This window comes from Paraburkholderia sp. (genome assembly GCF_035948235.1).
Classification (GTDB): domain Bacteria; phylum Pseudomonadota; class Gammaproteobacteria; order Burkholderiales; family Burkholderiaceae; genus Paraburkholderia.
Window position 1 is genome coordinate 1 of the sequence record NZ_DASZJJ010000308.1, and the last position, 21,506, is coordinate 21,506.

16 protein-coding genes are annotated in these 21,506 nt (G+C 63.9%); 7 read left to right on the forward strand and 9 right to left on the reverse strand.

Translation table 11 applies throughout. From position 1 onward, the window contains the following. The coding region (locus tag VG320_RS31240; RefSeq protein ID WP_414696133.1) for an NADP-dependent isocitrate dehydrogenase at positions 1-111 on the forward strand (111 nt) is incomplete at its 5' end. Between the two features lie 99 nt (positions 112-210). Here VG320_RS31240 and VG320_RS27405 read toward each other — a convergent pair. The 3 genes from VG320_RS27405 to VG320_RS27415 all read right to left on the reverse strand — a co-directional run bounded on the left by VG320_RS27405 (position 211) and on the right by VG320_RS27415 (position 4,814). Then, positions 211-3,519 carry an autotransporter outer membrane beta-barrel domain-containing protein gene (locus VG320_RS27405; protein ID WP_414696132.1) on the reverse strand — a complete coding sequence of 1,103 codons (3,309 nt, stop codon included), beginning with the start codon at positions 3,517-3,519 and terminating at the stop codon, positions 211-213. A gap of 224 nt (positions 3,520-3,743) precedes the next feature. Then, positions 3,744-4,220, reverse strand: coding sequence for a GNAT family N-acetyltransferase (locus tag VG320_RS27410; RefSeq protein ID WP_327203210.1), 477 nt, complete (start codon positions 4,218-4,220; stop codon positions 3,744-3,746). Positions 4,221-4,295: 75 nt separating this feature from the next. Beyond that, positions 4,296-4,814 carry an SRPBCC domain-containing protein gene (locus tag VG320_RS27415; RefSeq protein ID WP_327203211.1) on the reverse strand — a complete coding sequence of 173 codons (519 nt, stop codon included), beginning with the start codon at positions 4,812-4,814 and terminating at the stop codon, positions 4,296-4,298. 131 nt (positions 4,815-4,945) lie between these two features. Between VG320_RS27415 and VG320_RS27420 the strand changes: the two genes are divergently transcribed. Both VG320_RS27420 and VG320_RS27425 read left to right on the forward strand, forming a co-directional pair. Next, positions 4,946-5,851 (forward strand): LysR family transcriptional regulator, encoded by a 906-nt coding sequence (locus VG320_RS27420; RefSeq protein ID WP_327203212.1) that lies wholly within the window; start codon positions 4,946-4,948, stop codon positions 5,849-5,851. A gap of 132 nt (positions 5,852-5,983) precedes the next feature. Beyond that, entirely contained in the window at positions 5,984-6,955 is a 972-nt protein-coding gene (locus VG320_RS27425; RefSeq protein WP_327203213.1) for a sensor domain-containing diguanylate cyclase, read from the forward strand. A gap of 12 nt (positions 6,956-6,967) precedes the next feature. On the opposite strand, the gene VG320_RS27430 is transcribed toward VG320_RS27425, so the two are convergent. The 3 genes from VG320_RS27430 to nirB are packed head-to-tail and all read right to left on the reverse strand — an operon-like array spanning position 6,968 to position 14,134. Next, complete coding sequence (locus tag VG320_RS27430; protein ID WP_327203214.1) at positions 6,968-11,125, reverse strand: bifunctional nitrate reductase/sulfite reductase flavoprotein subunit alpha; 4,158 nt, start codon at positions 11,123-11,125, stop codon at positions 6,968-6,970. A 28-nt stretch (positions 11,126-11,153) separates the two neighbouring features. Further along, the gene (nirD, locus tag VG320_RS27435; protein ID WP_327203221.1) at positions 11,154-11,510 is read right to left on the reverse strand and encodes a nitrite reductase small subunit NirD; all 357 of its coding nucleotides are present in this window, start codon (positions 11,508-11,510) and stop codon (positions 11,154-11,156) included. 35 nt (positions 11,511-11,545) lie between these two features. Beyond that, positions 11,546-14,134, reverse strand: coding sequence for a nitrite reductase large subunit NirB (gene nirB, locus VG320_RS27440; protein ID WP_327203222.1), 2,589 nt, complete (start codon positions 14,132-14,134; stop codon positions 11,546-11,548). Positions 14,135-14,739: 605 nt separating this feature from the next. Here nirB and cobA point away from each other — a divergent pair. Beyond that, positions 14,740-15,537: a uroporphyrinogen-III C-methyltransferase gene (cobA, locus tag VG320_RS27445; protein WP_327203215.1), complete on the forward strand. Its 798-nt coding sequence runs from the start codon at positions 14,740-14,742 to the stop codon at positions 15,535-15,537. Positions 15,538-15,544: 7 nt separating this feature from the next. Here cobA and VG320_RS27450 read toward each other — a convergent pair whose 3' ends face one another. From VG320_RS27450 to VG320_RS27460, 3 genes are all read right to left on the reverse strand, one after another. Continuing rightward, entirely contained in the window at positions 15,545-16,309 is a 765-nt protein-coding gene (locus VG320_RS27450; protein WP_327203216.1) for a glycosyltransferase family 2 protein, read from the reverse strand. Between the two features lie 66 nt (positions 16,310-16,375). Next, complete coding sequence (gene fabG / locus VG320_RS27455) at positions 16,376-17,092, reverse strand: 3-oxoacyl-ACP reductase FabG (RefSeq protein ID WP_327203223.1); 717 nt, start codon at positions 17,090-17,092, stop codon at positions 16,376-16,378. 70 nt (positions 17,093-17,162) lie between these two features. Continuing rightward, positions 17,163-17,423: a phosphopantetheine-binding protein gene (locus VG320_RS27460; protein WP_327203217.1), complete on the reverse strand. Its 261-nt coding sequence runs from the start codon at positions 17,421-17,423 to the stop codon at positions 17,163-17,165. A 539-nt stretch (positions 17,424-17,962) separates the two neighbouring features. Here VG320_RS27460 and VG320_RS27465 point away from each other — a divergent pair. The 3 genes from VG320_RS27465 to VG320_RS27475 form a co-directional block, all read left to right on the forward strand. After that, positions 17,963-18,640, forward strand: a complete 678-nt coding sequence (locus VG320_RS27465; protein ID WP_327203218.1) for a hypothetical protein — start codon at positions 17,963-17,965, stop codon at positions 18,638-18,640. Between the two features lie 65 nt (positions 18,641-18,705). Next, positions 18,706-20,541 carry an AMP-binding protein gene (locus tag VG320_RS27470; protein WP_327203219.1) on the forward strand — a complete coding sequence of 612 codons (1,836 nt, stop codon included), beginning with the start codon at positions 18,706-18,708 and terminating at the stop codon, positions 20,539-20,541. Further along, a partial coding sequence (locus VG320_RS27475; protein ID WP_327203220.1) for an acyl-CoA synthetase occupies positions 20,538-21,506 on the forward strand: 969 nt, incomplete at its 3' end. The genes VG320_RS27470 and VG320_RS27475, both read left to right, overlap by 4 nt.

Here is a 21,506-nt window from a genome sequence, read left to right on the forward strand (position 1 = left end):
GGCAAGCCGGTCGACATCGGCGGTTACTACAAGCCGGACTTCGCGAAGCTGGCTGAAGTGATGCGCCCGAGCACGACCTTCAACGCTGCGCTTGAAGCGGCTGCGAAGTAAGCTTTAGATGGATTCGACGCCTGTTTTTCAGGGCCTCGATGTAGAAACGCCCCTGCAGCTTCTGGTTGCAGGGGCGTTTTGTTTTTGAGGCTGTTTCTTTCACCACGCCCAGCGCACGCCCGCATCGCCCGCGATCACGCGCTGATGCTCGCCGCCCAGATTCGTCAGCCAGCTCGCCGTGACGAACACGTTGCCGCGCTTCGTGATTTGCGCAACCAGCCCAAGGCCAATCTGCCCCATCGTCTGCCCGACCGGTGTACCCAGCGTGGTCGCGCCGCTGAACGTCGTTTCATCATCGGCACCGAAGGCGCGCAGCACATTCAGGCGTACATAGGGTTTCCAGCTCACGCTGCCGGCATCGAACGCGTACTGCAGCCGCGCCCCGATGCGGCCAAGAAACGTGTTGCCGTTGTTCCATGTGACGTCTGAAACGCCATCGTTGAATCGATCGAGCGCAAGCCATTGCCAGACGATCTGCGCCTGTGGCTCCAGCGTCAGGCCATACGCAAGCGCGAGGGGCAGGCCCGCTTCGACTGACCCCGTGAAGGCGTTGCCATGCGTCGAAGCCGCCACGCCGCCCACGGCATCGTTCGATTGGGTTCGCACGGTAAGCGCGCTGCCCATCGCCACGGCATCCGTATACCAGCCGCCCGCGCCAATGTGGGTCCAGTACGCGCCAAGACTGTAGGCATTGATCTGTAGCGATCCAACGCCGTAGTCAGGCTGCCCCAGCGCCAGTCCGTTCACATCGCCCACCGCGCGCGAAAAACCCAGCACAAAGCCGAAGTGATCGCGCGCGCCGCTTGTCGCTGCCGATGCGTAGAGATCCTGACCGATCTGCATACCCCAAACCGAGCCATCGAACGAAGGGCTTATCGCGCCGCCTTGTACGATATTGCTGTAAGCGCCCCACGCCCGCGCCCACGACGCTGGCACCCTGCCCGTTTCAGCAAGCAGGCTCTGTTCACCCTGACGGTCATGGAAGGTATCGATCTGCAGGATTCCCAACTGACGGGCAACGGCAGGCGCTTGCGTGTACAGCGGAACTTCGGGGCGATAAACGGGTAAGTCGTGGCTGGCGGCGCTCTCGACGGCGGCGGATACAGCCTGCGCGATCGGTTCAGGCGTGCCGGGCGCGGCAACGATGGGCGCTTCGATCTGCGATGCGGGCGGCGCAGTGGGATTGCCCGCCATGGCCGGTATCGTATTGCGCAGATACCAGCTCTCGCTCGTGCCCGCACTTACGCCGCCCTTGGACAGGTAATATTCGTAGGCGCCTGCCTTGATCGATCCCTGTGCGAGCGAGAACGCGCCCGCCGTGGTCGTCGCACCATTGAGCGCCTGCACCACCTGAATGCCATCGATCAAAGTGGGCGCGCCAGGGCCACCTGCGTTCGTCACATTCAGCGTGTTGCTGCCGCTCGCGGTGCCGCCGCTCACCACCAGTTTGTCGGACGCAGCGCCGTCTCCGGCCAGATACGTGTTGAGGGCGATGGTCCCGTTCTGACCCACGTAACTGCCGTTCACAGTCAATGTATTACCGACACTCTTTCCGCCTAACAGCACGAGCCCCGCATTGATCAGCGTGCCGTCGATCTGAAAGTTGCCCACGGCGCCGCTCGCAAGGTTCGACATCGCGTTTGCGACGGCAATCGTGCCACTATTGGCGACATCGCCCTTCACGCTGCCATAACCGCCCAGCGTCGCGCCCGTCGCAACCGTCACCGCACCGCCGCCAGAAAGCGCCGCGCTGTTGCTCGCGCTATCACCGACGATCAACGTCCCTGCATCGACGCTGGTGCCGCCCGCATAATTATTGTCGCCGCCATTGAGCGTAAGCGCGCCAGCACCCAGTTTGGTGAGTGCGCCCGCGCCCGTGATGTTCTGCGCAACCGTCGAGCTGAAACCTTGCGTATCGATGGCGCCGTTGTTCGACGTGATCGCGATCGTGCGGCTCGCCGCGAGATCGAACGCAGCATCGAAGCGCAGTGTGCCGCCATTAAACGTGAGCGCCCCGGACGACGCACCCAGCGCGCTATCGGCCGCGAGCCCCAGCGTGCCTTCGGTGATCGTCGTGCCGCCCGCATAAGTGTTGCCACCGAACGCGGCTGGCGCGAGTGTCAGCACGCCTGCACCGGTTTTCTCGACGGAGCCCGCGCCGGCAATCAATCCGGTGTACGTGCCATCGGCATCCTGCTGAAAGCGCACGAGTCCGTTATCGGCTACGGCGAGCGGCAAGTTTCCCGCGTTGGCCTGCAGGATGGCGCCGCTGTCGACGCTCGCACTCACTGAAGCCGTTGTCGTGCCCAGCGTCCCCGTGAGGTCGAGCGTGCCCTGTTTGACGTACGCGTTCGCGAAGGTGCCGCTGCCCGACCAGATCCAGTCGTCGCCGGTCATCGTCAGGGTCTGATAGTTGACGAAAGCGTTCGAAGCCGTGCCGCTGCCCTGCAATTGAACCGTGTTCGCGCCACCGCCACCATCAGCAGTACCAATAATCTGCGAGCCGGTCTGAAGAATGAGCGCATCGTTGCCGCTGCCGTTCTTGATCGCGGTGCCGCTGCCTCCCTGAATCAGCCCCGCATTCGTAATCGTCGTGTTGCCGTTGGTGGAGCGCACGCCAATGCCGTTATTGCTGATGATCGCGCCGCCCGCCTGGTTCGTGATCGTCGCCACGAACGAGCTGCCCAGCGTATTCGACACGACCGCATCGACGCTACCGCTGCTCGAAGCGGTGCCGGTAGTTCTGACCGTACCGCTATTAATGAGCGTGTCGTTATTGCCTTGCATGTAGACCGCAGGGCTGTCGCGGCCAGAGGACATCAGGGTGCCGCTGTTGCGGATCGTGCCGCTGCCACCGAGCAACGACGCCGCGCGCGCATTGCTGCCCGAGGTCGAAACCGTGCCGGTATTGACGAGCGTATTACCCGAAGCGCCCAGATTGCTTTGCCCCCAGGCGGCAGTCATGCCATATGAATTCGCACCGGCGGTCGTGATCTTGCCGTTATTGACGAGCGTGTTGTTGTTGCCGTTCGCGGCAATGCCGTCGTTGTAAGCGCCGGTCGTGGCGATCACGCCGGTTGCGCCGTTGGTAATCGTATTGCCGGCGTTCACGCCGATGAGCACGGCGCCGCGATTGGCGACGCCGCTGCCATTGCCTGACATCGCGAGGCTGCCGTTATTGAAGATCGTGCTGGAGGTGTCGACGGAGAATGGCGTGGGCGTGCTGGCAAGCGTGTAATTGCCTGTAGCCGTGCTGTCCAGCGCAATCGAAACCTGGGTGCTGCCCGCGAGCGCGACCACGGCGGGAACGCCTGCACCGCTGCACGTCACTGCCGTATTGCTTGCGGGCGCGGTCGAAGAACAGACCGCGTATGCGCCCAGAGGCGTAGCGCCGGAGAGCAGCGCCATAGTGCCCAAACCGGTTTTCCACGTCCGTCTTCGCATTTTCTCGTCCGCAGTCAGGAACGTTGCGACAGCAATCGGGTACGTGGATCGGTTTATAACACCGGATTACTCATTTTCCAAGATTAATATGATTCGTCATATGAATTGAAGATGCCGATTTAAAGCCGCTTTTGAAGCAATTCACTGCCGATTTGATGGAGCTTTTGAGTGGGCCTTTAACCCGGCAATTACTCCTTGTGCGCCATTGCAATCTCGTATCGCACATAACCCGTGCGCGTCGCGATCGGGTCATAGACGGCCTGCGCCGCGACATTCTCCTGATTCGTGACCCAGTAAATCCGAAACCAGTTTTGTTCCACGCCCATCGCCTTTAACCGCTCGATGAAGGCCGTCGCGATCCCTTGGCGTCTACCCGTTGGCGCGACGTACAGGTCTTCCAGATAGCAGACCGTCTGGTCACTCCATGTATTGGGATGCAGGACGTAATTGCACAGCCCCAGAGGCCTGCCGTCCTTGCCCAAGGCGATCAACGCGTAAATGGGATCGACCGCGCTGACGATGCGTTCCCACGTACGCGACGTCACGCGTTCATCGAGCGCGACTCCGTAGTAATCGCAGTACGCGCGCCAGAGCGCATACCACGCATCCTTATCGCTAGCGCATGCAGGACGGATAAGAAATCCACGATGCGGATCAGTGTTCATAGGCGGCTTCCCAATGAGTGCATGAAGACCCCATGGTAACGCGGCCCGTGACGATCCAGTTTCATGATCGGCGACTTACTTCGCGCTGCGAACTTCCCGAGCCGATTCGATCAACCCATCCAGCCATTCCTGATGGCCGTTGATCATCGGATTCGGCCGCGTTTTTGCCAGTTCTACGGCTGGCACACCCTTTTGCGTCTCTTGCGTCAACACCCGCACGCGGCCGCCCGGCAGATCCTGGAGCAGCCATGCGTGATGCACGTCCAGGCGTCCTTGCGCGTCGCCTTCGACCCAGCCGTGCCACGCCACGCGCGCCGGTGCGCCTGCTGTGGGCGGCACGAATTCGGTCACCTCACCCTCGACGGGAAACCCAAACGTCGTAAAACGAAACCGTGCGCCAGCCGACAGCAGCGGTCCAGTGTCGTCGTGAAACGCGATATCCGATGCGTTGCGATAGTACGTTGGCCACGCTGCGGTGTTCGCCAGTTGCGGCCAGACATCGGCCACGCTCAAGTCCGCGACGATGACTTCATTCGAAGCGAAATTGTCCGTGAAGCCGGGTTGATAGTCGTCGGGCCAGATGATTGCGTGCATGATTGCCTCCAGTTTGGGCACTCGAATAAACAGGGTGAAAACGACGCGCCGTGCTGCGCGTGCGCTGGACGTTCATCATGATGGCCGCTATGCTGAAATAAGGCCAATCGAGTATTCTTATTTTTGAAATCATGCCAGCTGATATCAGAACGATGGATCTGAACCTGCTGCGCGCGCTGGACGCCCTGCTCGACGAGCGCAACGTCACGCGTGCCGCCCAGCGCCTGTCGCTTACGCAGCCCGCCGTGAGCGGCATGCTCACGCGACTGCGCGAAGCCTTTGACGATCCCTTGTTCGTGCGCACGCAGCGCGGCATTTCGCCCACTCTGCGCGCGCTCGAACTGGCCGCGCCCGTCAGGCAGATTCTCGGCGAGGTGGAATCGCTTCTTACGCCTCAGGCCTTCGATCCCACGCGCGCCGACTTCACGCTCACAGTGGCGGCAACCGACTACGCCCTGCAAGCCGTGGTGACGCCATGGCTCGCGGCGTTGCGCCGCGAGGCGCCCGGCATCCGTGTCGCCGTCGTGCCCGTGCAGGACCGCTCGCTTCACGCGCAACTAGCGCGCGGCGACGTCGATATCGCGCTCGTCACGCCCGAGAGCACGCCCGCCGATCTCCATTCGCGGCGTCTGTTCGACGAACGCTATGTATGCGCGATGCGTGAAGATCATCCCGATGCCGCGCGCAAGCGCATCACGCTGCCGCGATTTTGCGCGCTGGAACATGCGCTGGTGTCGTATTCGGGTGGCACCTTCGAGGGCGTGACCGATGAAGCGCTCGACCAACTCGGGCGCAAGCGTCGCGTCGCGCTTTCTGTGACGAGCTTTCTGGTGTTGCCGCAGATTCTGCGCGATAGCGACCTGATCGCGGTGGTGCCGCGCCGGCTCGCCGAGCATGCGCAAGGCCTCGCCATTCTCGCGCCGCCGCTTGCCATCGCGGGCTTCACCAAGACGGCCGCATGGCACGAACGCACGCACCGCGACCCGGCACGGCGCTGGGCACGCGCCTTGCTATTCGAGGTTTGCGAATCGCTTTGAATTGCATGCGAACGCAATCGATCCGAAAGGCAAAGCGCATATCCGCATTTCAATACTCACACTCGCGCGTGCCGTGCGCCGATTCTTCGCGTTAGAATCGATCGCATCTTTTCACCATCGTTTCGTTTATCTATGCTTCGACCTTCCGTACCCGCAAACGAAGCCGAGCGCATGGAAGTGCTGCGGTCTTACAAGATCCTCGACACACCACCCGAGGACCGGTTCGAGCGCATCACACGTCTCGCGCGCCGTCTGTTCAATGTGCCTATTGCCGCCATCACGCTGGTCGATACCGGCCGCCAATGGTTCAAGTCGCATCCGGGCCTCGATGCTTCGGAGACCTCGCGCGACGTCTCGTTCTGCGGCCACGCGATTCTCAGCGACGATCTGTTCTTCGTGAACGACGCCAGCACCGACGTGCGCTTCGCCGACAATCCGCTCGTCACCGGCACGCCGAATATCCGCTTCTATGCGGGCTGCCCGCTTTCAGTGAGCGGCGACATTCGCCTGGGTACGCTGTGCGTGATCGATAGCCGCCCGCGCCTGTTCGACGACGAAGAGCGCATCGTACTGCGCGATCTCGCCGATATGGCCGAGCAGGAAATCGCCGCCACCCAGATGGCGACCACCGACGAACTCACGGGTCTCGCGAACCGGCGCGGCTTCAAGTCGCTCGCCGAGCAGGCGGTCCGTCTGTGCCTGGGCACGCAGCGGCCCGCCTCGCTGCTCTATCTCGATCTGAACGGCTTCAAGCAGATCAACGATACCTATGGTCACGCCGAAGGCGATCACGCACTCGTTGCGTTCGCAACTATATTGCGCACTGCCCTGCGTGACGGCGATGTGATCGGCCGGATGGGCGGCGACGAATTCGCCGTGCTGCTCTCCAGCACCGACGAGCACGGCGCGATGAGCGCGATGGAGCGCATTCGCAATCAGCTCGACTTGTTTAATCGCGCCGCGCAAAAGCCTTATCAGCTACGCAGCAGCGTGGGCAGCGCGATGACGCGCGACGATCTGCCTTCAACCGTCGACGATCTGCTCGCGCGCGCCGACGCCGCGATGTATCAGCAAAAGCGCGCGAGCGCCAGCGAACGACGTTAGGCCCGGGCTAAATCAATACACGTCGCGCACGTAACGCCGATCACGCGCCATCTGGCCGACGTATTCTCCGGCGGCCTCTTCGCTCAGGCCGCCGTGCTGGGCCACGACCGATTTCAAGGCAGCGTCCACGTCCTTTGCCATGCGGCTCGCGTCGCCGCACACGTAGAAATGCGCGCCCTCTTCCAGCCACGACCAGAGCTGTGCGCCGTTTTCGCGCATGCGGTCCTGCACATAGACTTTTTCATGCTGGTCGCGCGAGAACGCCAGGTCGAGCTGGTTGAGCAGACCGTCGCCGTGCATCTGCTCAAGTTCGTCGCGATAGTAGAAGTCGGTAGCGGCATGCTGCTCGCCGAAGAAGAGCCAGTTGCGGCCCGCATCGCCGCGCGCACGCCGCTCGTGCAGGAAGGCGCGAAAAGGCGCTACGCCCGTGCCGGGGCCAACCATGATCATCGGCGTGTCGCCGCTGCGCGGCGGGCGGAAATGCGTGCTCTTCTGCACGAATACGGGCACGCTGCCGGCCGCAGCGCGGTCGGCGAGAAACGTCGAGGCCACGCCTTTTCGATCGCGCCGCCCGTTGTGATAACGCACCGCGGAAACAGTCAGATGCACTTCGCCTGCGTGCGCTTTCGGGCTCGACGAAATCGAATAGAGCCTTGGCTGAAGTCGCTTGAGCATGCCCGTCAATTCGCGCGGCGTTAAATCGATGGGATATTCGTGCAATACGTCGGCAAGTTGTTGCCCCCACAACCAGTGCTTCAAATCCCCTTTGCGCTCATCTCGCAGCAGATCGCTCAGGCCAGGCGAGCGTGCGCGCGCCGCGATGAACGCCAGCGCATCGGGGCCGGGACGCGCGATTTCGTAGTGATGGCTCAAGGCATCGGCAAGCCGCACGTCGCCAACGCCTGGCACGTCGATGGGGGTATCGGCGTGCAGATGCGTGAGCGCCAGCAATTCGTCCACTAGCGCGGGGCAGTTCGTCGGCCACACGCCAAGCGCGTCGCCGGCTTCGTATTCGATGCCCGCCTCGCCCGTCGCCAGCGAAAAATAGCGCGTGTCCTTGGTCGCGCCCTGCAGGTTCAGGCGCACGTTTTCGACGAGGCGAGATGCGCCGGGACGCGTTTTCGTCGGCGCGCAGCCGGGCAATACCTCGGGGATCGAACCGCTCGCGGGCACCGCGTGCAGCGCCGCGTCTTCCTCCTTGATGCGCAGCGTGACGCGTTCGAGCCACGCGTCGGCGGCGCTCTGGAATTCGGTATCGCAATCGACACGCGGCATCAGGCGTTGCGCGCCCAGCGCTTCGAGGCGCGCATCGAGATTGCGGCCGTGGCCGCAGAACTGGTCGTAGTTGCGGTCGCCCAGCGCGAGCACGGCGTACCGCAGCGCAGCCAGCCACGGCGCGTTGTCGGCCTTGAGCGCGCTCCAGAACGGTTCGCCGTTGTCGGGCGCATCGCCGTCGCCGAAGGTGCTCGTCATCAGCAGCACGTACTGGGCTTTTTCCAGATTCGCCAGCGCGTAGTCAGCCATGCAGGCGGTGCGGATTTCGCAGCCTGATTCCATCAGTTGCGTTGCGAAGCGCTCGACCAGCGACTCGACGTTGCCCGTTTGCGAAGCCCAGAGCAGCACGACTTTGGGCCGCGTGTGTGCGATACGCACGGCGCCTGCCTGATCGTCATTGTGTAGCGCGTCCTTGTGCTGTGCGCCTTCGATAGCAGGCGCCGCGCGCGGCGTCGTGCGGCTGAACAAACCCGCAAGCAGCCCATCCACCCAGGCGCGCTTGGGCGCGGACATGGGCGCGTGGTCCGGCAGAATCGGTGTCGATGCGGCACCCGACGCCTCATCCCTTGACGCGCGCAGTCCGTTCACAAAGCCCGCAAGATACAGTCGCTCCGTTTCGCTGAGCGTAGGCGCGGTCATGGCGCCGAGGTCGAGTAAGTTCGCGAATGCATCGATTCGGGTCATGTCGAATTCCTGGTGCAAAGCAGCGTGAGCGTTGGTTTCGGTCTGCGCGTCATGCGCATCCGGTTCGACAATCACGGGCTCCGGCGCGACGCGCGTCAGCGCGACGGCACAAAATTTCAGTTCGGGTTGCTGGGAAATGGCGTCGATCGCGTCGCTGGTGACGGCGTTCACGCAGAGGTCTTCGCCAAATACATCGTTCCAGTGCATCGGCGCGAAGCAGTTGCCGGGCTGCACGCGATCAGTGACGACGGCGGGCAGCACGACGCGTCCGCGCCGCGAGCGCACCTCCACGCGATCCTTCGCCGCAATGCCGAGCGCGCTCGCATCCTCGGGATGAATCTCGACGAAAGGCGACGGATTGAGCTTGTTGAGCATCGCGACCTTGCCGGTCTTCGTCATGGTGTGCCATTGATGCTGCAGGCGCCCCGTGTTGAATACGATCGGGAAAGTGCCGTCGGGCAGTTCGGCGGGCGCGACGTGTGGGCGCGCGAAGAACACGCCCTTGCCGTGCGGGGTCGGAAAGACGATACGCTGACCGTTGCCGCTCGTGCCATCGCTGAGGTAGCGAATCGGATTGCGGTCGCTTTGCGCCTCAGGCGCGCACGGCCATTGCAGCGGCGTTTCGCGCAGCTTCGCGTGGCTCGCGCCGCGCAGATCGTAGCCGGTCTTCGGATTCGAAAAGCCCACGATCTCGTCGAATACTTCGGCTGCGCTGGCATAGCTGAATGCCGCCTCATAGCCCATCGCGCAGGCCACGCGCGCGATGATCTGCCAGTCGGGCAAGGCTTCGCCGGGCGGTGCGATAGCGGGCTGCGTGAGCGTCATGTTGCGCTCGGAATTGATCATCACGCCATCGGCTTCGGCCCACAGCGCGCCGGGCAGCAGCACGTCCGCATACTGATTTGTTTCGGTGTCCAGAAAGGCGTCCTGGGTAATCACGAGTTCGGCGGCGCGCAGACCGGCCACAACCGTTTGCCGGTTCGCCACCGAGGCCACCGGGTTAGTGCAGATGATCCAGCACGCCTTGATCTCGCCGGCCGCCATGCGCGAAAACAGGTCGATGGTGCCGCCGCCTAGCTTCGTCGTGAGTGTGCCGCGCGGCAAGCTCCAGCGATCCTCTACGAAGGCGCGGTCGTCCTCGGAAAGCACCGTGCGCTGACCCGGCAGACCCGGGCCCATATAGCCCATTTCGCGGCCGCCCATCGCATTGGGCTGGCCTGTGAGCGAAAAGGGACCGCTACCGGGGCGGCAGATCTTGCCCGTCGCCAGATGCAGATTGCAGATCGCGTTGGTGCTCCATGTGCCGTGCGTGCTCTGATTCAGGCCCATGGTCCAGCAGCTCATCCACTCGGGCGCTTCGCCAATCATTTGCGCGGCGCGGCGGATATCGGCTTCAGCCAGCCCGGTGATTTCAGCGACTTTCTCCGGCGTGTAATCGGCGAGAAACGCGGGCATCGCGTCCCAGCCTTCGGTGTGACGCGCGATGAAATCGGCGTCCGTATGGCCGTTTTCGTGCAGCAGATACAGCAGGCCATTGAGCAGTGCGAGATCGGTGCCCGCCTTGATCGGCAGGTACAGCGACGCCTTGTCCGCCGTTGCGGTGCGGCGCGGGTCCACCACGATCAGCTTGGCGCCCGCTTTCACGCGGTCCATCATGCGCAGAAACAGAATCGGATGGCAGTCCGCCATGTTCGCGCCGATCACGAAGAAGCAATCGGCCTTATCGAAGTCCTGATACGAACCCGGCGGCCCGTCCGCGCCCAGCGAGAGCTTGTAGCCGCTGCCCGCGCTCGCCATGCACAGGCGCGAATTCGATTCGATATTGTTGGTGCCGACAAAGCCCTTCGCGAGCTTGTTGACGAGATATTGCGCCTCGATCGACATCTGGCCGGAGACGTAGAACGAGAGCGCATCGGGGCCGTGCGCGTCGAGCGTCGCGCGCAACCGCGCCGCCGTATCGGCAATCGCCTGGGCGATGGGCAGCGGCACCGGGTCTTCGTCGCGCGCGCGGCGCACGAACGCGCGTTCAAGCCGCCCCGACTTGCGCAGCGCCACATGCGCCGACGATCCCTTGGTGCACAGGCGTCCGAAGTTGCTCGGGTGTTCGGTGTCGCCGGAGATCTTTTTGACCTCGCCGTCCTCGACGTGCAACACCATGCCGCAACCCACGCCGCAATAAGGACACACGGTCTTGACGCTCTTGCCCGTCATATCTTTCTCTGGCTCTTTACATCACGAATTACGCAGCTACCCAGACCTGCCCGTTCTCCACCCGCGCCGCAAACGCATTCACCGAACTGCGCGGCTCTTCCAGACACTCGCCCGTGGCGAGATCGAAATGATGCTTGTAGATGGGCGAAGCCACCACGATGCGCTCGCCAAGACTGCCTACCAGCCCGCGCGAGAGCACGGCCGCCTGCGAATTCGGATCGTAGTTGCCAATCGCGAAGACGCGCGCCTGACCGGCCTGAGCGTCGTCGATATGGAATACGGCAACCTGCTCGCCGTTCACGAGCGCACACACGCCCGTGTTCGGCACGATGTCGTCAAGCTGGCAAACCGGCACCCAGCTTTCAGCGAACACACCATGGCTCATATCGTTCATTCTGGATTCCTCTCTATTTAACGGATTTAGACTGCCTCGACGACCACGGGAATATCCGCCAGCGCATCATGTTGCGCACGCACCGGAATCTGCTCTCGCTCGGCAGGCGTCGCGGGACGGATCTGACCGCGTTCCTCCACAAACGTCACATGCTGGTCGCCTTCCTCGCTATTCACGAAGTGGCGGAAGCGGCGGCGCGTTTGCGGATCGGTCACGGCCTTTTTCCATTCGCATTCGTAGGTGTCCACCACTAGCTGCATTTCCGCTTCGAGTTCGGCGCCAATACCGAGCTTGTCGTGCACGATCACATCGATCAGATAATCGAGGCCGCCTTCCAGGTTATCGCGCCACACGCTGGTGCGTTGCAGGCGGTCCGCCGTGCGCACGTAGAACATCAGGAAGCGGTCGATGTAGCGTTCGAGCGTGACGCGATCGAGATCGGCGGCCAGCAGTTCCGCGTGGCGCGGCTTCATGCCGCCGTTGCCGCACACATAGAGATTCCAGCCCTTTTCCGTGGCGATCACGCCCACGTCCTTGCCCTGGGCTTCCGCGCACTCGCGCGTGCAGCCCGAGACGCCAAACTTGATCTTGTGCGGCGCGCGCAGGCCCTTGTAGCGGTTTTCCAGCGCAATCGCGAGTCCCACCGAATCGCCCACGCCAAAGCGACACCAGGTCGATCCGACGCACGACTTCACCGTGCGCAGCGCCTTGCCGTAGGCGTGCCCCGATTCAAAGCCCGCTTCGATCAGCTCTTCCCAGATGAAGGGCAACTGCTCGACGCGCGCGCCGAACAGGTCCACACGCTGGCCGCCGGTGATCTTCGTGTAAAGGCCGTACTTCTTCGCGACCATGCCCACGGCGATCAGCCCTTCGGGCGTCACCTCGCCACCCGCCATGCGCGGCACCACCGAATAGGTGCCATCGCGCTGGATATTGGCAAGGTAATAGTCGTTGGAATCCTGCAGACTCGCGTGTTCCTTCTTGAGCACGAACTCGTTCCAGCACGACGCCAGAATGCCGGCCACGGCAGGCTTGCAGATATCGCAACCCAGACCGTGACCGTGCTTTGCAAGCAGCACGCCAAAGGTCTTGATCTGCTCGACGCGCACGAGGTGATAAAGCTCCTGGCGCGAATACGGGAAGTGCTCGCACAAGTGGTTGTTCACGGCCACGCCCTGGCGCTTCATCTCCGACTTCATGACCTGGGTGACGAGCGGCACGCAGCCGCCACACGACGCGCCCGCGCACGTGGCCGTCTTCATCGCGCCGATGCTGGTTGCGCCTTCGCGCACGGCGGCGCAAATTTGCGCCTTCGACACGTTATTGCACGAGCAGATCTGCGCGCCATCGGGCAGCGCTTCGACGCCGAGCGCGGGCTTCGCCTTGCCGTCCGCTTGCGGCAGGATCAGGAACTCGGGCGCTTCGGGCAATTCAAGGCCGTTGAGCATCATCTGCAACAGCGTGCCGTATTCGCCGGCGTCGCCCACCATCACCGCGCCCAGCAGTTTCTTGCCGCATTCGGACACCACGATCTTTTTGTAGACCTCGCGGCGCTCATCGGCGAAACGATACGAGCGGCTGCCCGGCGTCTTGCCATGCGCGTCGCCAATGCTCGCCACGTCCACGCCCATCAGCTTGAGCTTGGTGCTCATGTCCGCCCCGGCGAAGTCCTGCGCGGATGCGCCCGCCAGCGCCTTCGCGACGATGCGCGCCATGTCGTAACCCGGCGCCACCAGACCGAAAATCTGCCCTTGCCAGAGCGCGCATTCACCGATTGCATAGACGTCCGGGTCAGTCGTACGGCATGCGTTGTCGATCACGACGCCGCCGCGCGGGCCGACTTCGAGACCACACGCACGCGCCAGTTCGTCGCGCGGACGAATGCCGGCCGAGAACACGATCATGTCGGTTTCGAGGTGCGTGCCATCGGCAAACACCATGCGATTCGCTGCGCTTTCGCCATCGACGATTGCCGTGGTGTTCTTCTGCGTGTGCACGCTCACGCCCAGCGCCTCGATCTTGCCGCGCAGCATGCGTCCGCCATCCTCATCGACCTGCACAGTCATGAGGCGCGGCGCGAATTCGACCACATGGGTTTGCAGCCCGAGATCGCGCAAAGCCTTGGCGCATTCGAGACCCAGCAGGCCACCGCCCACCACCACGCCAGTTTTTGCGCTTGCGCCGCGTGCCCGCATCGCTTCCAGATCTTCGATCGTGCGATACACGAAGCAGTCCGAACGATCATTGCCTTCGATGGGCGGCACGAACGGCGATGAACCGGTTGCGATCACAAGCTTGTCGTAGGCGATCGTTTCGCCGTTCGAGACGCTCACCGTGTGTGCGGCGCGGTCGATCGACACGACCTTCGCATCGAGCGCGAGGCGCACGCACTCACGCACGTCGTCGCGCTCGAAAAAACCTGCGCTCACGAGCGATAGATCGTCGGCACTTTTGCCTGCGAAGAATTCGGAGAGATGCACGCGGTCGTAGGCGGGACGCGGCTCTTCGCAGAGCACCGTGACACGCACGTTGCGGGCAGATTGCGCGGCGTCGGCGAGCACGCTTTCCAGAAACTTGTGGCCCACCATACCGTGGCCGATGACGACCACGTTCAGAGCGTTCGTTGCGAGCGTAGATTGCGTCATGCCTGTGCACCTTGCCTGAGAAAAAGCGACGAGAAAATAAAAAGGCGTCCCGCAAATCCGGCTCGCGATGAGCCAGATTCAGGGGACGCCGTTGTCCTGTGTTCAATAGAATTCGCTACCTGCTGCATCGCATTGCTTGCTTTGCAGCAGCCGGATCGCCATTGATCCGGTTTGCAAGTCGTTACGCAATGACCGTGCCAATGCGTGTGCAATCGGCGCAATGCCTTTTCTGGTGGGCTTTTGCACCCGCCATGCGCTACTTCGGCGCCTACCTCGCGCTGATACACGACGATGCAGGCGGGCACAGGTTTGGTGCCATGCAGCACGCGGGCTGTGCGTTTTCGGTGCGGACTTAAGCGCCGACCACGGCGAATTGGCGTTTGTCGCTCACTGGTCTGGAACTTGCGTTAATCGACTCGACCGGCAACGACGCCGGTACAGAACACAGCGGCACAAAGCAGCACACAGGCACGACCCCACGAACGGACAACGGCGTCCCCTCGTCATCAAAGACGGGCGGACGCCGTTTGCATTTGAAGCGCAAAATCACCGAGTGCGCAGTCAGAGGACGCGATATGAATCACAACGTGAACGACACGACCAACGCCACAACCGGGACCGTCACCTTGTTGAGCGCAGGGCCTGGCGATATAGACCTTCTCACGCTCAAGGCCGCAAAAGCGCTAGCGCGCGCCGAAATCGTGCTGCTCGACGATCTGGTCAATCCGCAGATCGCCACGCTCGCACCGCAGGCGCGCATCATCCGGGTCGGCAAGCGCGGCGGCTGCCGTTCGACGCCACAGGCGTTCATCGAGCGGCTCATGGTGCGCTATGCGCGCAAGGGGCACGACGTCGTGCGCGTGAAAGGCGGCGATGCGCTGCTGTTCGGGCGCGCTGGCGAGGAACTCGCCGCCTTGCATCGCGCGGGCGTGCCGTTTGAAATCGTCAATGGGGTGTCGTCGGCGTTTGCGGCAGCGGCGGGTCTGGGCGTGTCGCTCACGCATCGCGACCACTGCCAGGGCGTGATCTTCGTGACGGCCCATCTGCGCGACCATAGCGAACCGGATTGGCAGGCGCTGGCGGCCACGCGCATGACGCTGGCAATCTATATGGGGATGAGCCGCATCGAAGGGCTGTGCGCGACGCTTGCGCAGACGCTTTCAGCACACACGCCAGCGGCGGTCGTGCAATGGGCCGGCACGGCAAAAGAGCGCCGCGTGATGGGCACGCTCGGCAATATTGCGGAACTGGCGCACGCAGCAGGACTGGGCAGTCCCGCAATCATTCTGGTGGGCGATGCCATTGGAGAAGCGATTTCACTTCATCAATTCGATGCGCACGCAACGAGTTTGCCCGCGCTGCGCCGCGCGTGAATGCAACCTAGCGCAGCACCCGCTTCGCAACCAGCCCCGGCAGCCGCACGCCAAAGCCCGCGACCAGCCGCAGATGCATCCACGACAGCAACAGGTTATCGCGCGCGTAATTGAAGTGCGAAACACCGCCTTCATGCGCGCCGAAGTAGCGCACGGGCGCCTCGATCTGGATCGGCCTCACGCCCGCCCAACACAGGCGCACTGCAGCTTCGGGATCGAAGTCGAAGCGGCGCATCCACGACTGGCGCTGCATGATGTTCACGAGCGGCGCGATCGGATAGACGCGAAAGCCATACAGCGAATCGCCAATACCCGCCCACAAGGTTTCAAAGTCCGCGAAGAAGTTGGACAGGCGACGTCCCTGCACACGCAGTTGCGGCGCGCTCGCGTCGAACTTCGGCACGCCCAGCACCATCGCATCGGGCTCGGCCTGCGAAGCCGCCATGAAACGCGGGATCAGCGCGGCAGGATGCTGGCCGTCCGAATCCATCGTCAATACGTGCGTAAAACCGCGCGCCGCCGCGGCTTCCATGCCCGCCAGCACCGCGCCGCCCTTGCCGCGATTGGCGGGCAGCACGATCACATGCAGGCCGGGATCGTCGGCGGCCATGGCCTGCAGGCGCTCGGCGCTGCCGTCGGTGCTGCCGTCCACCACGACCCAGACCGGGTTCCATTGCGCGCGCGCGCCGCGCACGGTTTCCTCGACCTTCACGCCCGGGTTGTAGCTCGGGATCAGGACAAGATGCGTGGTGGAGGCGGTGGGCGTGGACATGGCGAACGGAATGCTGACAAAGTTTGATGACACGGCGAGGTTGGGCCTTGCAAGCGCCCTCTGGCCTTAAGCCAGCCCGCCGTTGATCGACAACACCTGGCCCGTCACATAGGCGGCGGCATCGGACACGAGATAGGCGACCATGCCAGCCACTTCCTCGGGCTGGCCGGCGCGCTGCGCGGGCACGAGCTGCTTGATGCGCTCGGCGGGAAAGGCGTCCTGCACCATCGGCGAGGCAATGATGCCTGGCGCGATCGCATTCACGGTGATGCCGCGCGAAGCCACTTCAAGCGACAGCGCCTTGGTCGCGCCGATCAAACCAGCCTTGGCCGCCGAATAATTGACCTGGCCGCGATTGCCCATCATGCCCGCCAGCGAGGCGATATTGACGATGCGCCCGCGGCGCGTGCGGATCATCGGCAGCAACAGCGGCTGCGTCACGTTGAAGAAGCCATTGAGCGACACATCGATCACGCGGCGCCACTGCTCGCGCGTCATGCCCGCGAGCGGCGCATCGTCGTGGATGCCGGCGTTATTGATGAGAATCTGCACCGGCGCGTCTTCAATCAGCCGCTCCAGCGCGTCTTGTGCGGCGTCGGCGTCGGTCACGTCGAAGGCAATGGCATGCGCGCGACCGCCCGCATCGACAATGCGTTGCGCGGCGGCCTGCGCGTCGGCGAGGCGCCGGTTCGCGTGCACCCAGACCTCGTGGCCGGCAGCGGCCAGCGCCGCGCAAATGGCCTGACCGAGCGCCCCGCTGCCGCCCGTCACGAGCGCGCGCATGGGTTTATCGTTCTGCATCAGTACTCCCCCGTTTGACTCTCAGGACCGATTGCTGGACCGATGCGCCCCGTTAGCGCGTGCGATGCGCTTCGACGTAGGCGGCAAGCGCGCCCAGCGTCGCGAAGATTTTTTCGTTATCCGGATTGTCCGAGCGCAGCTCGAAACCGTACTTCTTCGAGATCAGCAGCGCAATTTCCAGAATGTCGATGGAGTCCAGCCCGAAACCCTCGCCGTAGAGCGGGGTTTCGGCGCTCACGTCGTCGAGCGAAACGTCTTCGAGATTCAGTTCGCCGACGATCAGCGTAGCAAGCTCGTTTTCGAGTGGATTCATGTGCGTGCGGTGCGTGGGATCAGGGGCGCGGGGTGCAATGCCGTCGGCCAATGGCCCGTGCCCGCGCCGGTCTTGCAGCGCCAGCCCCCGCCTGCCCTGATTTTAGGGTTCGTTGGTAAAAGTTACGCGGATTCTAGACGATGGGTATCGGTGCGTATACGGGGTGCCCTTCCGAAAGGTTACAGAGGGTCGGGCACGCGCCAAGCTCCTGGCAGGAGACAAAGCCGCGCGGTGCCTGAACGGTACAGGGCGTTCCCCCGTCCAGCGGCCCGAAAGCGCGTGAGCCGTGTCATACAAACGGTTACAAACCGTCCGGAAGGCTTACCGAGGATCCGACCCAAGCATCTTAAAATACGCCTGCCCTGAATTTGGCCCCGTCATTCATATGACATAAGACGCTTCGTGGCCCGCACCACTATCCCGAAAGCCAACTGAAACCCATTGGAACTCACCTCGATCATGCTTGTTCGCCGCGCTCACCACCGCCCCATATCGCCCTGCCATGCAGTGCGCGGTGCGGCGCGCCCGGGAGGCCGGCGATGAAAACTTCGATGGGCTCGATGGGGTTTGTCGGCTTGATGCGGGCGTTTTTCGCGGTCGCAGCGGTCGTCGCGTATCAGGTGCTCGCGCATCACGCCGTCGCAACGCCGGACGAACATGGGCTGGGGCTCGCGATGGCGCTCGCGCCGCCGCTTCTGCTCGCACTGGGCGCAGCCGCCCGTGCGCCGCGCCGCGCGTGGTGGCTGACGCTCTGGACGGCAGGCACGCTCGCCCTATGGACCGCGCGCACGCCGCTTGCTCAGCACTTTGAATGGGGCCTGTACCTTGAACACGCAAGCTTCAATCTGGGCATGGCGCTGCTGTTCGGGCGCACGCTCGCGGCAGGGCGCATGCCGTTGTGCACGCAGTTCGCGTCCATGATCCGCGGCGCGCACGCGAAGCGGCTTTCGCCTGCGGTTGTGCGCTACACGCGGCACATCACGCTCGCCTGGACGGTGTTCTTCGGGGCAATTGCCGCAGTTTCAACGCTGCTGTTCGCCTTTGCACCGATCGTCGACTGGTCGACTTTCGCGAACTATCTGGCCTTGCCTTTGGTGGGCGTGATGTTCGTCGCCGAACACGCGGTACGGCGTTTTGTGGTGCCGGAAGAGCCGCAGGCGCGCATGATGGATGCCATCCGCGCTTACCGGGCGACGAACGCGAGCCAGATGCAGTGAATTCCGGGCCGAAGCGCCATCGCGCCGGCCCCCGTTTTTGTCTCAACCGATTATGCAGACGCAGTATGCCGACTAAGCCGCTGGTTTTTCACACCTCGCCCCGTCAGGTCATCGCCTGGCGCGACGGCTCGCCGGTCACGGTGCGCGCGTTCCTCGCCGAGGTCACGCGGGTCGCGGCTGCGTTGCCGCCGGGCGGCCACGTGTTCAACGTCTGCCGCGACCGCTACCGTTTTGCCGTGAGCTTGTGCGCGGCGCTCGTGACGGGCCGCATCAGCCTGCTGCCGTCCACGCAGACGCCGGAGATGGTGCGCCAGCTCGCCAGTTTCGCGCCCGACGCCTTCTGCCTGCACGACTCGGCCGATTGCACGATCGACCTGCCGCGTTTCCGTTATCCCGAAACCGAAGAAACCACCGCAGAGACGGATGACGACGCGCCCTTCGAAGTCCCGCAGATCGACGCCGCGCGCATCATGGCCTACGTGTTCACGTCCGGCTCGACGGGCGCGCCGGTGCCGCATCGCAAGACTTGGGGCTTTCTGGTCGCCAACGTGCAGGCGTCGGCGGCACGGCTTGGCCTCGACAAGCGCCTCGATCAGCGCCTCGACAATCAGCCGGATCGCACCCACACGCTGATCGGCACCGTGCCGCCGCAGCACATGTACGGCTTCGAATCGACGGTGCTGCTTGCGCTGATCGGCGGTCTTGCGTTCAGCAACCGCCAGCCCTTCTACCCCGAGGACATCCGCAGCGAACTGGCCGCCGTGCCGCAGCCGCGCGTGCTGGTGACTTCGCCGATCCATCTGCGCGCACTGCTCGCCAGCGACGCCGCGCTGCCCGAAGCCGCGCTCATGCTGAGCGCCACCGCGCCGCTCTCGGAAAAGCTCGCAAGCGTTGCCGAAGCCCGCCTGCACGCGCCGCTAATCGAGATCTACGGCAGCACCGAAACCGGCCAGATCGCCACGCGCCGCACCGCGCAGGGCGCGACGTGGACGCTGTTCGACGATATCCGCCTGGAAGCGCGCTCGGGCGACAGCGGTAACGAGAACAGCACGCAGGACGACGGCCCGACCATGTGGGCCTCGGGCGGCCACGTCGAAGTGCCGGTGCCGATGGGCGACGCGCTCGAAATGCTCGACGCGCGGCACTTCCGTCTGCACGGCCGCAAAGCCGACCTCATCAACATCGCGGGCAAACGCACGTCGCTGGCGTATCTGAATCATCAGCTCAATGCGATCGACGGCGTGACCGACGGCGTGTTCTTCATGCCCGACGACGACGCTCACTCAACTCACTCCAATCCCGCAGGCCTGGAGCGCGTCAAGCGCCTGGTCGCGCTGGTGGTCGCGCCGACGCTCGACGCCCCGCGCCTGCAGCGCGCGCTGCGCGAGCGCATCGACGCGGCGTTCATGCCGCGCCCGCTCGTGTTCGTCGAATCGCTGCCGCGCAACGAGACCGGCAAGCTGCCGCACGACATGCTCGCCGCGCTGGTCGCGCAGCATACGCGTGGCGCTTTGGCTGGCAACATAACCGGCAACGAAGACGGCAACGAAGCGAGTGTGAACGCCGCCCTCAGCTTCACGATTCCCGCCGATCATCCCGCGCTGCCTGGCCACTTTCCGGGCCACCCTATCGTGCCCGGCGTGATGCTGCTCGATCACGCCATCGACGCGATCGGCGCGGCGCTCGACCGTCCGGTCGACGGCTGGCGCCTGAGCGCGGCAAAATTCCTCAGTCCGGCAGCGCCCGGCATGGCGCTCGATCTCGCCTTCGACACCCTGGCAAGCGGCGCGGTCCGCTTCACCGTGCGCGCGGGCGAGCGCGATGTCGCGAGCGGCACGCTGTCGTTGACCGACCACCCGGCGACGAACGCAACAAAACCGCAGGAAGGGCCGCAGCCATGACCCAGCAGAACCCGACCAGCGCCGCCCACGCCACTAACCGCACCGACTGGGCCCAGCGCGAGGAGCGCGGCAACGCCCTGCTGCTGCGCGCGATGACGTGGATCTCACTGCGTCTGGGCCGCCGTGTGGCGCGCGCCATCGTGCATCTCACCGCGCTCTATTTCGTGCTGTTCTCGCCGCGCGCGCGGGCCGCTTCGCGCGACTATCTGCGCCGCGTGCTGGGCCGCCCGGCAAACTGGGCCGACCTTTACCGCCACGTTTTCACGTTCGCGGCAACGATTCACGACCGCATCTATCTGATGAACGAGCGCTTCGACCTGTTCGACATCAGACCGCAAGGCCATCAGCTCGTGGACGATGCGCTCGCGGGCGGACGCGGCGCATTCCTGATGGGCGCGCATCTGGGCAGCTTCGAGGTCGTGCGCGCGCTCGGCCGCACGCGACCCGATCTGCGCGTGGTCGTGACGATGTTCGAGGAGAACGCGCGCCGCATCAACGCGACGCTCGCCGCCGTCAATCCTGCCGCGCAGCCCGAGGTGATCGGACTCGGCCAGGTGGATTCGATGCTGCGCGTGAGCCAGCGGCTCGACGAAAACTGCATGGTGGGCATGCTCGCCGACCGCACCCTGCTCGCCGACGACACCGCCGCGCTGCGTCGCATGGCCTTTCTGGGCGAACCGGCGGCGTTTCCGCTCGGGCCGCTCTATATGGCCGCGATGCTCAAGCGCCCCGTTATTTTCATGACCGGGCTTTATCGCGGCGGCAATCGCTACGACGTGCATTTCGAAACGCTCGCCGATTTCACGCACACGCCGCGCGAGGCGCGCCAGGCGGCCATCGACGCAGCGCTGGTGCGCTACGTCGCGCTGCTCGACCGCCACTGCCGCGCGGCGCCCTATAACTGGTTTAACTACTTCGACTTCTGGCAGACGGCGAAAACGCTGCAAGGCACGCAAGGCGCGCCA